Below are 14,401 nucleotides of genomic sequence, written 5' to 3'. Positions count from 1 at the left end.
GCTTTGCCCCCCTGCAAGACCTTTGCCCGACGAGACCTACGCGCTCTGCTCGATCATCTCCTGCAGCCGCACCAGCTCCGCCTCGATATCGCGTTCGACATCCGCCGCCCGAATCTCTAGCACGCGATAATCGCGCGCCTCGAGCCAGGCCCGCCGCGACGCGCGGTCTGCCGCGATCGTCTCCCCCTCGCCCGGGTTCACCAGTTCGATCGCGATCCGGTGCGGGAACGAGACGAAGTCAGGGATGTGGCGGCCGACCGGGGTCTGACGCTTGAACCCTCCTGCAAAGCGGCGGTCGCGGGTCAGGGCCTGCCAGAGCAGGCGCTCGGCGTCGGTCGGGTTGCGGCGGAGCAGGCGGGCGAGCCCGCGCACCGTCGAGCCGCTGTCGGGGACACCACCCTGCCCGTGCTCGGCCAACAGCGCGCGCAGGCGCGTGGCCTGCTCCCCGTCGAGCACGCCGCCCTTGGCGGGACCCTTCCGCCCTTCCGCGATCGCCATCACCACGCCGTGCAGGGTGTGCATGTCCTGCTTGGTCGGCTCCATCCGGCTGAAGATGTTGCGCAGGTTCACCAGCATGGTGTCGCGCTTCTCGGCCGGGCGCAGGAATTCGACCCGGTCGAGCTCGCGGATCAGATTGTCGAAGAAGGCCTGCATCTGGTGCTGCGAGGCGCGCTCCGAACGTTCCGGCATGCTGTGCGGCAGCTCGCCCGAGGTCGCCCGTTTGAACCATTCGTAGCCGACCAGCAGCACGGCCTGGGCGAGGTTGAGCGAGGCGAAGCCCGGATTGACCGGAAAGGTGATGATGCGGTTGGAGAGCCCGACCTCCTCGTTGGTGAGCCCCCAGCGCTCCCGGCCGAACAGGATACCGGCCTTGCCGCCGGTCGCGACGTGGCCGGAGATCTCGCTTGCTGCTGCCTCAGGCCCGACCACCGGCTTGGCCTGGTCGTGGGGGCGCGCGGTGGTGGCGAACAGCAGGTCGAGATCGGCGACGGCCTCGCCGACCGTGTCGAACAATTCGACCTTGTCCAGAATGTAGTCGGCACCGGCGGCCGCCCGCTGGGCGGCGATGTTGGGCCAGCCGTCGCGCGGGTTGACGATGCGCAATCGGCTCAGCGCGAAGTTGCCCATGGCGCGCGCGGCCATGCCGATGTTTTCCCCGAGCTGCGGCTCGACCAGGATCACGATGGGACCGTCGAGGGAAAGGCCCGCCTTGGTCTTGTCAGTCCCCGACATCTCGCTTCGCTTTCACACTGGTTCTCAAGGCCTTGCCAAGACGCTTTCAGGACAAGGCGCTGTTAGGAATTGATTCAAAGCCGGCCGCGGGGCCGGCTCTGCCCGTTCGCCTGTCGTTTGCCTGTCCTGACGAAATTCTCAAGGGAAATAACGGGTTGGATTCGACTTTTGAATCTCGCCCGAAACCTCAACCCCGCCCCGCGACGGTGCCGCACCCCGCCCCCCATCTGGGGAAGCTGGATCGGCTAAAAGTGCATAATCACTTGGCTTTCGCCCGCCGCGCGGCGGTGCTAAGAGGCGGCGGATATTCACGTTGGCGCCAGCGGCGCCGTTCCCAAGAGGGCTTCCCCGATCATGGCAAAAATCAAGGTATCCAATCCCGTCGTCGAACTCGATGGCGACGAGATGACCCGGATCATCTGGCAGTACATCAAGGACAAGCTGATCACTCCGTTCCTGGATGTCGACCTGATGTATTTCGACCTGGGGATGGAGTACCGCGACCACACCAACGATCAGGTCACCATCGACGCCGCCGAAGCCATCAAGAAGGTCGGCGTCGGCGTCAAGTGCGCCACCATCACCCCGGACGAGGCCCGGGTGAAGGAGTTCAATCTCAAGCAGATGTGGAAGTCGCCGAACGGCACCATCCGCAACATCCTCGGCGGCGTGATCTTCCGCGAGCCGATCATCTGCAAGAACGTGCCGCGCCTGGTTCCCGGCTGGACCAAGCCGATCATCATCGGCCGCCACGCTTATGGCGACCAGTACCGCGCCACCGATTTCAAGTTCCCGGGCAAGGGCACCCTGTCGATGAAGTTCGTCGGCGAGGACGGCACCGTGATCGAGAAGGAAGTGTTCAAGGCGCCCGGCGCCGGCGTCGCCATGGAGATGTACAATCTCGACGATTCCATCATCGACTTCGCCCGCGCCTCGCTCAACTACGGCCTGCTGCGCAACTACCCGGTCTATCTCTCGACCAAGAACACCATCCTCAAGGTCTATGACGGCCGCTTCAAGGACATCTTCCAGGATATCTACGACCGCGAGTTCAAGAAGGACTTCGAGGCCAAGGGTCTGACCTACGAGCACCGCCTGATCGACGACATGGTGGCCTCGGCGCTGAAATGGTCCGGCGGCTACGTCTGGGCCTGCAAGAATTACGACGGCGACGTGCAGTCCGACACGGTCGCGCAGGGCTACGGCTCGCTCGGCCTGATGACCTCGGTCCTGCTCACCCCCGACGGCAAGACGGTCGAAGCCGAAGCGGCCCACGGCACCGTGACCCGCCACTTCCGCGAGCACCAGAAGGGCAAGGAGACCTCGACCAACTCGATCGCGTCGATCTTCGCCTGGACGCGCGGCCTCGCCCACCGCGCCAAGCTCGACAACAATGCCGAGCTCGCCAAGTTCGCGAACACGCTGGAGAAGGTCTGCGTCGACACCGTCGAGGCCGGCTACATGACCAAGGACCTCGCGCTGCTGGTCGGCGCCGACCAGCGCTGGCTCTCGACCACCGGCTTCCTCGACAAGGTCGCCGAGAACCTGACCAAGGAGCTGGCGGCGTAAGCCGTCCGCAATTTCGCCCGACTGGGCCAGACATCATCACGGGCCGCGCCTCCAGCGCGGCCCGTTCGTTTTTTGAGACCCCTTTGCGGAGATGCGATCATGTCGATCAAGCTTGCTGCCCCCAGCCTGTTGCTCGCGGCCCTGATCGGACCGGCCTTCGCCGCCGACCCGCTCCCGGACGCCATCGCCGCGCCCGGCGAGAGCGTCGTGCTCAGCGTCCACGCCGAGGGCGCGCAGGTCTATGAGTGCAAGGCAGCCGCCGACGGCAAGCTCGCCTGGGCCTTTCGCGAGCCGATCGCCACCCTGCTCGCCGAGGGCAAGACCATCGGCCGGCACTATGCCGGGCCGAACTGGGAGCATGCCGACGGCAGCGCCGTGGTCGGCAAGGCCATCGGCAACGCGCCGGGTGCGACGGCCGCCGATATCCCCTGGCTCAAGCTGGAGGTCGCCTCTCGCCGCGGCAGCGGCGTGCTGACGCCGGTCACCACCGTCCAGCGCATCAAGACCCATGGCGGCAAGCTCGAGGGCTCTTGCGAGAAGGCCGGCGAGTTCAAAAGCGCGCCCTATTCGGCCGAGTATGTTTTCCTGAAGAAGGGCTGAGACCGATGCTTTTCATGGTGATCGAACGCTTCAAGGACCACGATCCCATTCCGGTCTACCGGCGCGTCCGCGATGAAGGCGTCAAATTCCCGGATGGGCTCAAATATCTCGGCAGCTGGATCGAGCCGAATTTCGACCGCTGCTTCCAGCTGATGGAATGCGACGACGCACGCCTGTTGCAGGAATGGGTTTTGAACTGCCAGGGCTTTGGCATGACGTTCGAGATCGTGCCGGTGGTGCCCAGCAAGGAGACGCGCGAGGTCGTGGCGCCCTTCCTCGACGGCAAGTAACCGCCGGGACTATTCGTCTCAGCGGTCGGTGCCCTCGCGCTCGGCCTGCGCCAGCTCCGCCGCGGCGAGATCGCCGGTCTCCTCCAGCCGCGCCTTCGCCGTCTGGTGGACGTGCGCGGCGAGCGTCGGCATGCGCGCGATCAGGGCGTGAAAATCCTGGGCGTCGAGCACGAGCAGCCGGGTCTTGCGCGTCGCCGTCACCGTGCCGCTGCGCTTGGTTTTGTGCAGCAGCGCGATCTCGCCGAAAAACGTGCCGTCGGTGAGCCGCACATGCTGGCTCGGCAGCGCGATCTCGACCTCGCCGGCGGTGATGAAATACATCGACGAGGCGTCATCGCCCCGCCGCACCAGGATCTCGCCCTGCTCGATGGTGCGGGCGCGGAGCAGCCGCATGATGTCGGCGATCTCGGAGGCCGACAGATGCGAGAACAGCGGCACCCGCGCCAGCATGCCCCAGGTGACGACGAAATCGCGCCGCTTCACCTCTTCGGCGAAGGCCGTCGAGATGATCGCAACCGGCAGCGCGATCATGGCGAAGCCGCTGATGATCGTGAAAACGGAGATGAACTTCCCGAGCGCCGTCACCGGAACGACGTCGCCATAACCGACGGTGCCGAGCGTCACGATCGCCCACCACATCGCCTGCGGGATGGTGCCGAGCTTATCCGGCTGCACGTCGCGCTCGATGGCGTAGAGCAGCGAGGCGAAGGTCAGGACCGCGCCGATCAGGATGACGATGCAGCCGATCAGCGCCCGCCGCTCGGCATGCACGGCGGCGAGCAGCGAACGCATCGCCGGCGAATAGCGGACCAGCTTGAAGAAAGGCAGCACGCCGAGCGCGGCCAGCGTCGCATGCCGGCCGGCGATAAGCACGATTCCCGCGGGCAGGAACGCCATGAGGTCGATGATGCCGAGCGACGAGAAGGCATAAGAGAGCCGGTCGGACAGCGCGGACGCCTTGCGCTGGGTGTGACCGGCAACCGTCCACAGCCGCGCTAGATATTCCAGCGCGAACACGATCACGGACAGGATAGTGATGCCTGAGAACAGCACGCCGAACTGCGCATCCAGCTCCGGCACCGAGGCGAGGATCATCGCGGCCACGTTGAGCACGATGACGCTGATGATCAGCTGGATGAAGCGCGACCCGGCCGAATAGGCCAGCGGATCGTGCTCCAGCAGTTCGTAGAGGCGATCCCTCAAATCGGGATCGCGCAAGCCACGTCCCCGCGGAACGAGGCCCATGGCTGTCTAAGCGCCCGTCATCGCTTTTTCGATCGCGCTCAGCGCCTCGGTCGCCTTGGCCCCGTCGGGGCCGCCGGCCTGGGCCATGTCGGGCCGCCCGCCGCCGCCCTTGCCGCCGAGCGCCTCGGAGGCGACGCGCACCAGGTTCACGGCGTTGAAGCGCGCGGTGAGATCCGCGGTGACGCCGACCACGACACCGGCCTTGCCGTCCTCGGTGACGCCGACGATGGCGACCACGCCGGAGCCGATCTGCTTCTTGCCGTCGTCGGCGAGGCTCTTGAGATCCTTCATCTCGATGCCCTCGACCGCGCGCGCCATCAGCTTGACGTCGCCGACCTCGCGCACGCCTGAGGCTGCGCCATTGCCGCTCGCCGCACCGCCGCCCATCGCGAGCTTCTTGCGGGCGTCGGACAATTCGCGCTCGAACTTCTTGCGCTCGTCCATCAGCGCGGCGATGCGCGCCGGGACGTCGTCGATCGAGGTGCGCAGCTCATTGGCCGCGGTCTTGGCCAGCGCCATGGTGTCGTTGGCATGCTTGCGTGCATAATTGCCGGTCAGCGCCTCGATGCGGCGCACGCCGGAGGCGACCGCGCTCTCGCCGGTCAGCGTGATCAGGCCGATGTCGCCGGTGCGCTTCACATGCGTGCCGCCGCAGAGCTCGACCGACCAGCCGAGCGCGTTGGCGCCGCGCTCGCGCGCGGTGCGGCCCATCGAGACGACGCGAACCTCGTCGCCATATTTCTCGCCGAACAGGGCGCGCGCGCCGGCCTCGCGGGCCTCGTCGACGCCCATGACGCGGGTCGTGACCTCGTCGTTCTCAAGCACCACGTTGTTGGCGATGTCCTCGACGCGGGCGAGCTCCTCCGCCGTGATCGGCTTCTGATGCACGAAGTCGAAACGCAGGCGATCCGGCGCAACCATCGAGCCGCGCTGGGCGATGTGGTCGCCGAGCACCTGGCGCAGCGCCTCATGAATGAGATGCGTCGCCGAGTGGTGCGCGCGGATCGACGAGCGCCTGCCGTGATCGACCTCGAGCTGCAGCGCGGTGCCGAGCTTCAGCTCGCCGCTCTCCAATGTGCCGATATGGACGAAGAGATCGCCGAGCTTCTTCTGCGTGTCGGTGACGCGGAACTTGATGCCGCCATCGCCCGTCAGCACGCCGGTGTCGCCGACCTGGCCGCCAGACTCCGCATAGAACGGCGTCTGGTTCAGCAGCAGCGCGCCGGTCTCGCCGGCCTTGAGGCTGCCCGTTTCCTTGCCGTCCTTGACCAGCGCGGAGACGACGCCTTCGGCGCTCTCGGTCTCGTAGCCGAGAAATTCGGTCGCACCCAGCCTCTCGCGCAGCGGGAACCAGATCGCCTCGGAGGCCGCCTCACCCGAGCCGGCCCAGGACGCGCGCGCCTTGGCCTTCTGACGCTCCATCGCGTCGGTGAAGGAAGCCTGGTCGACGCTGATGCCGCGCGACTTCAGCGCGTCCTGCGTCAGATCGAGCGGGAAGCCGTAGGTGTCGTACAGCGTGAAGGCGACGTCGCCGTCGAACATGTCGCCCTTCTTCAACGACGCGCTCTTCTCGTCGAGGATGGCAAGGCCGCGGGTCAGCGTCTTGCGGAAGCGGGTCTCTTCCAGCCGCAGCGTTTCCTCGATCAGGTTTTCCGCGCGCATCAGATCGGGATAGGCCTGGCCCATCTCGCGCACCAGCGCCCAGACCAGGCGATGCATCAGCGGCTCCTTGGCGCCGAGCAGCTGCGCATGGCGCATCGCCCGGCGCATGATCCGGCGCAGCACGTAGCCGCGGCCCTCGTTCGAGGGCAGCACGCCGTCGGCGACCAGGAAGGCGGAGGAGCGCAGGTGATCGGCGATGACGCGGAACGAGGCCACGGTCTGCTCGTTCGGCCCGCTGCCGAGCGCGGACGATGTCGCGTCGATCAAATGACGGAACAGGTCGGTCTCGAACACGCTGTCGACGCCCTGCATGATGCAGGCCATGCGCTCCAGCCCCATGCCGGTGTCGATCGAGGGACGCGGCAGCGCCACGCGCTCCTCCTTCGTCACCTGCTCGTACTGCATGAACACCAGATTCCAGAATTCGAGGAAGCGGTCGCCGTCCTCCTCGGGACTGCCCGGCGGTCCGCCCCAGATGTGCTCGCCGCGATCGATGAAGATCTCCGAGCACGGGCCGCACGGCCCGGTGTCGCCCATCGCCCAGAAATTGTCCGAGGTCGGGATGCGGATGATGCGGTCGTCGGAGAAGCCGGCGATCTTCTTCCACAGGCCCGCCGCCTCGTCGTCGGTGTGGTAGACGGTGACGAGCAGCTTGTCCTTCTTGAGCCCGAACTCGGACGTGATCAGCTTCCAGGCCAGCTCGATCGCGCGCTCCTTGAAATAGTCGCCGAACGAGAAATTGCCGAGCATCTCGAAGAAGGTGAGATGGCGCGCGGTGTAGCCGACATTGTCGAGGTCGTTGTGCTTGCCGCCGGCGCGCACGCATTTCTGCGACGTGGTGGCGCGCTGATAGGGCCGCTTCTCGACGCCGGTGAAGACGTTCTTGAACTGCACCATGCCGGCATTGGTGAACATCAACGTCGGATCGTTGCGCGGCACCAATGGCGAGGACGACACGATTTCGTGGCCGTTCTCGGCAAAGAAGTTCAGAAAGGTCGACCTGATCTCGTTGACGCCGCTCATGTTCATCCAATCGGGTGTGCTTGGACCCGCCATACGCCATCCAAACCGCAAGTTTGGGCTGATATCTGCGGGCCAAAGCGCTTTTAGACAAGGCCAGCTTCGCTGTCCAGAAACTGTGCAACCGGATCAGTGGGTTGCCGCAGGCGCGCAATCCCCGTTGCAATCCCGTTGCAATCCCGTTGCAATCCCGTTGAAAGCCGCCGATGCCGCGTTGACAGGCTTGGCCGCCCTGTGGTCTGTACCCATCTGTATCGTACGGCCACGTCGGGAGAGACCGGCTTTAGGCAGCCGGCGCCGAAGGAGCAACCGCCCCGGAAACTCTCAGGCAAAAGGACCGCGTGGCTTTGACGACATCTGGAAAGAGGCGCCGACGGGCGATGACCTTCTAAAGGTCGACCCGGACAGCGTCCGCCGACGGGATAATACTCTCAGGCACAGCGACAGATGGGGCTTCGACTGGTGTCCACGGGAAATCGTTCCCGGGGAACCGCCGAGGGCCCCGTAATGCTTGCGCGTGACGACAAAGAATCCCTGAAACGCACCCCCCTTTACGATCTTCACGTGTCGCTCGGCGGCAAGATGGTGCCGTTCGCGGGCTATGACATGCCCGTGCAGTACCCCGCGGGCGTGCTGAAGGAACACCTCCATACCCGCAGCCAAGCCGGCCTGTTCGACGTCTCCCATATGGGACAGCTCGCGCTACGGCCGAAATCCGGCAGGGTCGAGGACGCCGCCCGCGCGCTGGAACGGCTGGTGCCGCAGGACGTCGTGGCGATCGCGCCGGGGCGTCAGCGCTATGCCCAGTTCACCAATGCGGACGGCGGCCTGCTGGACGATTTGATGGTCGCCAATTTCGGCGATCATCTGTTCCTGGTCGTCAACGCCGCCTGCAAGGAGCAGGACGAGGCGCATCTGCGCGCGAATCTCTCCGGCGACTGCGTCATCGAGCAGCTGGCGGACCGCGCGCTGATCGCGTTGCAGGGTCCGAAGGCGGAATCGGCACTGGCGAAATTGTGTGCAGAGGCGCCGTCCATGAAATTCATGGATGCCGGCCCGCACAAGGTCGCCGGCCTCGACTGTTTCGTCTCGCGCTCCGGCTACACCGGCGAGGACGGGTTCGAGATTTCGGTCCCCGCAGGCGACGCCGAGCGCCTCGCCAGGACGCTGCTGGACAACGCGGATGTGCTGCCGATCGGCTTGGGGGCCCGCGACAGCCTGCGTCTCGAGGCAGGCCTCTGTCTCTACGGCCACGACATCGACACCACGACCACGCCGGTCGAAGCCGCGCTGGAATGGTCGGTGCAGAAGAGCCGCCGCAGCGGCGGCGCGCGCGCCGGCGGCTTTCCCGGTGCCGACAAGATCCTCGCTCATTTCGACAACGGCGCAAGCCGCCGCCGCGTCGGGCTGCGCACCGAGGGCCGCGCGCCGGTGCGCGAGGGCGCGCTGCTGTTTGCGGATGCGGCCTCCAGCGAGCCGATCGGAAAGGTCACCTCCGGCGGCTTCGGCCCGAGCCTGAATGCACCGGTCGCGATGGGCTATGTGCCGACGAGCCTGAGCGCGCTCGATACGAAACTGTTCGCCGAGGTGCGCGGCCAGCGGCTGCCGCTCACCGTCGCCGCCATGCCTTTCGTGAAAAACACCTACAAACGCTGAGGACAAGACAATGACCACGACGCTGTACACCTCCGACCACGAATGGCTCGCGATCGACGGCGACGTCGCCACCGTCGGGATCACCGACTACGCGCAGTCGCAGCTCGGCGACGTCGTGTTCGTCGAGCTGCCCAAGATCGGCCGCACCCTGAAGAAGACCGAAGCCGCCGCCGTCGTGGAATCGGTGAAGGCCGCCTCCGACGTCTACGCGCCAATCTCGGGCGAGGTGCTCGAGACCAACGCCGAGCTCGCGGGCGAGCCGGCGCTGATCAATTCGGATGCTCAGGGCAAGGCCTGGTTCTTCAAGATCAGGATCGCCGACAAGAGCGAGCTCGGCGGCCTCATGGATGAAGCCGCCTACAAGGCACACACGGCTTAAAGAGCGATGGAGCAAGCGATGACCGCGCACCGCAAATCCAACGGCGACGCCGCCGCCACCTTCGTTCGGCGCCACATCGGCCCCTCCGCGCGCGATGTCGCCGCGATGCTGGAGACCGTCGGCGCCAGGACCCTCGACGCGCTGATGGCGGAGACGCTGCCGGCCTCGATCCGGCAGGCCGCGCCGCTCGATCTCGGCAAGCCGCTCAGCGAGACCGAGGCGATCGCGCATATGGGCGAGCTCGCAAGCCAGAACCAGGTCTTCACCTCGCTGATCGGCCAAGGCTATTCCGGCACGATCCTGCCCGCGGTGATCCAGCGCAACATCCTCGAGAACCCGGCCTGGTACACGGCCTACACGCCCTACCAGCCCGAGATCAGCCAGGGCCGGCTGGAGGCGCTGCTCAACTTCCAGACCATGATCTGCGACCTCACCGGGCTCGACGTCGCCAACGCCTCGCTGCTGGATGAGGCGACCGCAGCGGCCGAAGCCATGGCGCTGGCGGAGCGGCACTCGAAGGTCGAGGCAAAGGCCTTCTTCGTCGACAAGGACGTGCATCCGCAGACGCTGGCTGTGATGCGCACCCGCGCGGAGCCCTTGGGCTGGACCCTGGTCGTCGGCGATCCCCTCGCCGATCTCGACAAGGCCGACGTGCTCGGCGCGCTGCTGCAATATCCGGGCTCATCGGGCGCCGTGCGCGACCTCAGGCCCGCGATCGCGGCACTGAAGGCCAAGGGCGCGCTCGCGATCGTTGCCGCCGATCTGCTGGCGCTGACGCTGCTCGCCTCGCCCGGCGAGCTCGGCGCCGACATCGCGATCGGTTCGGCCCAGCGCTTCGGCGTGCCGATGGGTTATGGCGGGCCGCACGCGGCCTACATGGCGGTGCGCGATGCGCTGAAGCGCTCGCTGCCCGGCCGCATCGTCGGCCTCTCCGTCGATTCGCGCGGGATGCCCGCCTATCGCCTCGCGCTGCAGACCCGCGAGCAGCACATCCGCCGCGAGAAGGCGACCTCCAACATCTGCACCGCGCAGGTGCTGCTCGCCGTGATCGCCTCGATGTACGCGGTCTATCACGGCCCCGAGGGCCTGACCCACATTGCGCGAAACGTGCATCGCCGCGCCGCCGTGCTCGCTGCCGGCCTGCGCAAGCTCGGCTTCGCGCCGAGTTGCGACAGCTTCTTCGACACGCTCAGCGTGGATGCCGGCACGAGGCGTGCCGAGATCGTCGCGCGCGCTGCCTCAGAGAAGGTCAATCTCGGCGTCGGCGAAACCGCATTGCGGATCGCGCTCGACGAGACCACCACGCCTGCGACGGTGGAAGCGGTCTGGCGCGCGTTCGGCGGCACGCTTGCTTACGCCGAGTTAGATGCGACCACGCGCGAGGCGCTGCCGGAGGCGCTGAAGCGCACGACCTCCTTCCTCACCCATCCGGTGTTCCACGCGCATCGCTCGGAGACCGAGATGCTGCGCTACATGCGCAAGCTCAGCGACCGTGACCTCGCACTCGACCGCGCGATGATTCCGCTCGGCTCCTGCACGATGAAGCTGAACGCGACCACCGAGATGATGCCGCTGACCTGGCCGGAATTTTCCAGCCTGCACCCGTTTGCCCCGCGCGAGCAGGCCAAGGGTTATCACGCGATGTTCGCACGGCTGGAAAAATGGCTGTGCGACATCACCGGCTATGACGCGATCTCGCTGCAGCCGAATTCGGGCGCGCAGGGCGAATATGCCGGCCTGCTTGCCATCCGCGGCTATCACGCGGCGCGTGGGCAGAGCCATCGCAAGATCTGCCTGATCCCCTCCTCCGCCCACGGCACCAACCCGGCTTCCGCTGCGATGGTCGGCATGGACGTGGTGGTGGTCGCCTGCGAGAAGAACGGCGACGTCGACGTCAACGATCTCCGCGCCAAGGCGGAGAAGCATTCGGCCAATCTCGCCGCGGTGATGATCACCTATCCCTCGACCCATGGCGTGTTCGAGGAGCACATAAGCGAGATCTGCGACATCGTGCATGGCCATGGCGGCCAGGTGTATCTGGACGGCGCCAACCTCAACGCGCAGGTCGGCCTGAGCAGGCCCGGCGATTACGGCGCCGATGTCAGCCATCTCAATCTGCACAAGACCTTCTGCATCCCGCATGGCGGCGGCGGCCCCGGCATGGGCCCGATCGGCGTCAAGGCACACCTCGCGCCTTTCCTGCCCGGCCATCCGGCGATGCAAGCGGACGCTCCGGTCGGTCCGGTCTCGGCTGCACCGTTCGGCTCGGCTTCGATCCTGACCATCTCCTACATCTACATCCTGATGATGGGCGGCGAAGGCTTGAAGCGCGCCACCGAGATCGCGATCCTCAACGCCAACTACATCGCGGCGCGCCTCGATGCGCACTTCCCGGTGCTCTACAAGAACGCCAAGGGCCGCGTCGCACATGAGTGCATCGTCGACCCGCGCGCGCTGAAGAACACGAGTGGCGTCACCGTGGACGACATCGCAAAACGCCTGATCGACTACGGCTTCCACGCGCCCACCATGAGCTTTCCGGTGCCGGGCACGCTGATGATCGAGCCGACCGAATCGGAATCGAAGGCGGAGCTGGATCGCTTCTGCGACGCGATGATCGCGATCCGGAAGGAGATCGCCGAGGTCGAGGCGGGCCGCTTCAAGATCGAGGCCTCGCCGCTGCGCCACGCGCCGCACACCGTGCACGACATCGCCGACGATGCGTGGAATCGCGCCTACACCCGCGCCGAGGGCTGCTTCCCCGCGGGCAGCTCGCGCACCGACAAATATTGGTCGCCGGTCGGCCGCGTCGACAACGTCTATGGCGACCGCAACCTGGTGTGTTCGTGCCCGCCGGTGAGCGATTACGCGGAAGCTGCGGAGTAAGGGATCGTAGGGTGGGTTAGCGCAGCGTGACCCACCACTTCAGCTTCAACGGAGACGAACAGTGGTGGATTACGCCTTCGGCTAATCCACCCTACAATCTAGCCGTCCGGCCAACGCATCAGACTTCCCGATCGTGCCACAAGGCTCTGGCAATGGGTGCTCGCGACGGTGAGCGCCCAGGCTTGGGATTTATCGATGTTGCCCTGCAGATCAGCGAGCGCGCGCGCCTGCCAGTGTGCCCTTTCGCGTCCGAGCGGCAAGGCTTCAGTCTCCGAAACAATTCCCACAAAGGGCAAGATATCGGGATCATCTTCGAGGCGAGCCTTGAAGCTGTGCCTTGCAATTGCCCTGGCACCTTCCACCGGGGACACGCTTCCGGAAAGTATGCCTTTCGCCATCTCAATAATGATCTGGCGAGCAGCAATGACCTCGGATTGATTCCAACTCACGGCGATCCAGGGCTCACTAACTGATCCGGGTATCTCTTGTATCATAAAACGAAACGGGCCCCGAAGACGTCGGCAACTCAACGTCCTCAGCGCCCGCTCCTCGCGAAAAACTCTTCGCGTTAAAGCTTACTCGTCCGCCGGCTCGTCGCCGTCGGCGTCACGCTCGGGGGTGCCGGCCAGAATCTGCTCGGCGATCAGGCCGGAGTTCTGGCGGATCGAGGTCTCGATCTTGGCGGTGATGTCGGGGTTGGCCTTCAGGAACGCCTTGGAGTTCTCGCGGCCCTGGCCGAGACGCTGGCTGTCATAGGAGAACCAGGCGCCGGATTTCTCGACGATGCCGGCCTTGACGCCGAGATCGAGGATCTCGCCCATCTTGGAGACGCCCTCGCCGTACATGATGTCGAATTCGACCTGCTTGAACGGCGGCGCCAGCTTGTTCTTCACCACCTTGACGCGCGTGGTGTTGCCGACCACCTCGTCGCGCTCCTTGATCGCGCCGATGCGGCGGATGTCGAGGCGGACGGAGGCATAGAACTTCAGCGCGTTGCCGCCGGTCGTGGTCTCGGGCGAGCCGTACATCACACCGATCTTCATGCGGATCTGGTTGATGAAGATCACCATGGTGTTGGACTTGTTGATCGAGGCCGTCAGCTTGCGCAGCGCCTGGCTCATCAACCGCGCTTGAAGACCCGGCAGCGCATCGCCCATCTCGCCCTCGAGCTCGGCCTTCGGCACCAGCGCCGCGACCGAATCGACCACCAGAACGTCCACCGCACCCGAGCGCACCAGCGTGTCGCAGATTTCCAGCGCCTGTTCGCCCGTGTCGGGCTGCGAGATCAGAAGCTCGTCGATGTTGACCCCGAGCTTGCGGGCATAGACCGGGTCGAGCGCGTGCTCGGCGTCGATGAAGGCGCAGATGCCGCCCTTCTTCTGCGCTTCCGCCACCGTGTGCAGCGCCAGCGTGGTCTTGCCCGAGGATTCCGGCCCGTAGATTTCCACGACGCGCCCCTTCGGCAGGCCGCCGATCCCGAGCGCGATATCAAGTCCGAGCGAGCCCGAGGAGACCGCCTCGACGTCCATCGAGCGGTCGTTCTTGCCGAGCTTCATCACCGAGCCCTTGCCGAACTGCCGCTCGATCTGGGAGAGCGCGGCGGCCAGAGCTTTACTCTTGTCCATGGAGGATCCTTCGACGATACGCAGGGCAGTGGTGGACATTGGGTCGTGCTCCTTATGGCGAGGATTCGCGTGAGGGACAAAACAATTGGCGCGGCGGCTCGTCGATAAAGGCAATGTACCCCATTTGTTCTAAGTTCGCAATATGTTCTTTTGTGAATCTGGGCGCTGGCCTGTTTCGACCCTCAGTGGCCTGATCTGAATTTGAGAGTGGCCTGATTTGACTGTGTGACAATTGT

The 14,401-nt window shown here is 65.6% G+C and carries 11 protein-coding genes and 1 riboswitch; of the genes, 6 read left to right on the top strand and 5 right to left on the bottom strand.

The genetic code is table 11. The features are described 5' to 3' along the window. Window positions 1-36: 36 nt before the first annotated feature. The gene (locus tag NR187_RS26495) at window positions 37-1,233 is read right to left on the bottom strand and encodes a TrmJ/YjtD family RNA methyltransferase (protein WP_211385260.1); all 1,197 of its coding nucleotides are present in this window, start codon (window positions 1,231-1,233) and stop codon (window positions 37-39) included. Window positions 1,234-1,587: 354 nt separating this feature from the next. Between NR187_RS26495 and NR187_RS26490 the strand changes: the two genes are divergently transcribed. From NR187_RS26490 to NR187_RS26480, 3 genes are all read left to right on the top strand, one after another. After that, on the top strand, window positions 1,588-2,802 hold the full coding sequence (locus NR187_RS26490) for an NADP-dependent isocitrate dehydrogenase (protein ID WP_256808193.1): 1,215 nt from the start codon (window positions 1,588-1,590) through the stop codon (window positions 2,800-2,802). A gap of 99 nt (window positions 2,803-2,901) precedes the next feature. Beyond that, window positions 2,902-3,402: a DUF3455 domain-containing protein gene (locus NR187_RS26485; protein ID WP_256808192.1), complete on the top strand. Its 501-nt coding sequence runs from the start codon at window positions 2,902-2,904 to the stop codon at window positions 3,400-3,402. Window positions 3,403-3,407: 5 nt separating this feature from the next. Beyond that, window positions 3,408-3,692 (top strand): DUF3303 domain-containing protein, encoded by a 285-nt coding sequence (locus NR187_RS26480; protein ID WP_256808190.1) that lies wholly within the window; start codon window positions 3,408-3,410, stop codon window positions 3,690-3,692. Window positions 3,693-3,710: 18 nt separating this feature from the next. Here the strand turns inward: NR187_RS26480 and NR187_RS26475 are convergent, their stop codons facing one another. Next, window positions 3,711-4,937 (bottom strand): cyclic nucleotide-gated ion channel, encoded by a 1,227-nt coding sequence (locus NR187_RS26475; protein WP_211385264.1) that lies wholly within the window; start codon window positions 4,935-4,937, stop codon window positions 3,711-3,713. Window positions 4,938-4,943: 6 nt separating this feature from the next. Next, the gene (gene alaS / locus NR187_RS26470; protein ID WP_256808189.1) at window positions 4,944-7,622 is read right to left on the bottom strand and encodes an alanine--tRNA ligase; all 2,679 of its coding nucleotides are present in this window, start codon (window positions 7,620-7,622) and stop codon (window positions 4,944-4,946) included. A 255-nt stretch (window positions 7,623-7,877) separates the two neighbouring features. Continuing rightward, window positions 7,878-7,968: riboswitch (glycine riboswitch) on the top strand. A 158-nt stretch (window positions 7,969-8,126) separates the two neighbouring features. Here alaS and gcvT point away from each other — a divergent pair. The 3 genes from gcvT to gcvP are packed head-to-tail and all read left to right on the top strand — an operon-like array spanning window position 8,127 to window position 12,540. Next, window positions 8,127-9,275 carry a glycine cleavage system aminomethyltransferase GcvT gene (gcvT, locus tag NR187_RS26465; protein ID WP_211385266.1) on the top strand — a complete coding sequence of 383 codons (1,149 nt, stop codon included), beginning with the start codon at window positions 8,127-8,129 and terminating at the stop codon, window positions 9,273-9,275. A gap of 10 nt (window positions 9,276-9,285) precedes the next feature. Beyond that, the gene (gene gcvH, locus NR187_RS26460; protein WP_211385267.1) at window positions 9,286-9,654 is read left to right on the top strand and encodes a glycine cleavage system protein GcvH; all 369 of its coding nucleotides are present in this window, start codon (window positions 9,286-9,288) and stop codon (window positions 9,652-9,654) included. 18 nt (window positions 9,655-9,672) lie between these two features. Beyond that, window positions 9,673-12,540, top strand: coding sequence for an aminomethyl-transferring glycine dehydrogenase (gcvP, locus tag NR187_RS26455; RefSeq protein WP_256808187.1), 2,868 nt, complete (start codon window positions 9,673-9,675; stop codon window positions 12,538-12,540). A gap of 98 nt (window positions 12,541-12,638) precedes the next feature. On the opposite strand, the gene NR187_RS26450 is transcribed toward gcvP, so the two are convergent. Together NR187_RS26450 and recA are read right to left on the bottom strand one after the other, a co-directional pair. Next, complete coding sequence (locus NR187_RS26450; RefSeq protein ID WP_211385269.1) at window positions 12,639-12,989, bottom strand: hypothetical protein; 351 nt, start codon at window positions 12,987-12,989, stop codon at window positions 12,639-12,641. Window positions 12,990-13,115: 126 nt separating this feature from the next. Then, on the bottom strand, window positions 13,116-14,204 hold the full coding sequence (gene recA, locus NR187_RS26445; protein ID WP_211385270.1) for a recombinase RecA: 1,089 nt from the start codon (window positions 14,202-14,204) through the stop codon (window positions 13,116-13,118). Window positions 14,205-14,401: the final 197 nt, after the last annotated feature.

Source organism: Bradyrhizobium sp. Bra64 (assembly GCF_024519875.1).
Taxonomy (GTDB): Bacteria; Pseudomonadota; Alphaproteobacteria; order Rhizobiales; family Xanthobacteraceae; genus Bradyrhizobium; species Bradyrhizobium japonicum_G.
This window is presented reverse-complemented; position numbering and strand designations above follow the sequence as displayed.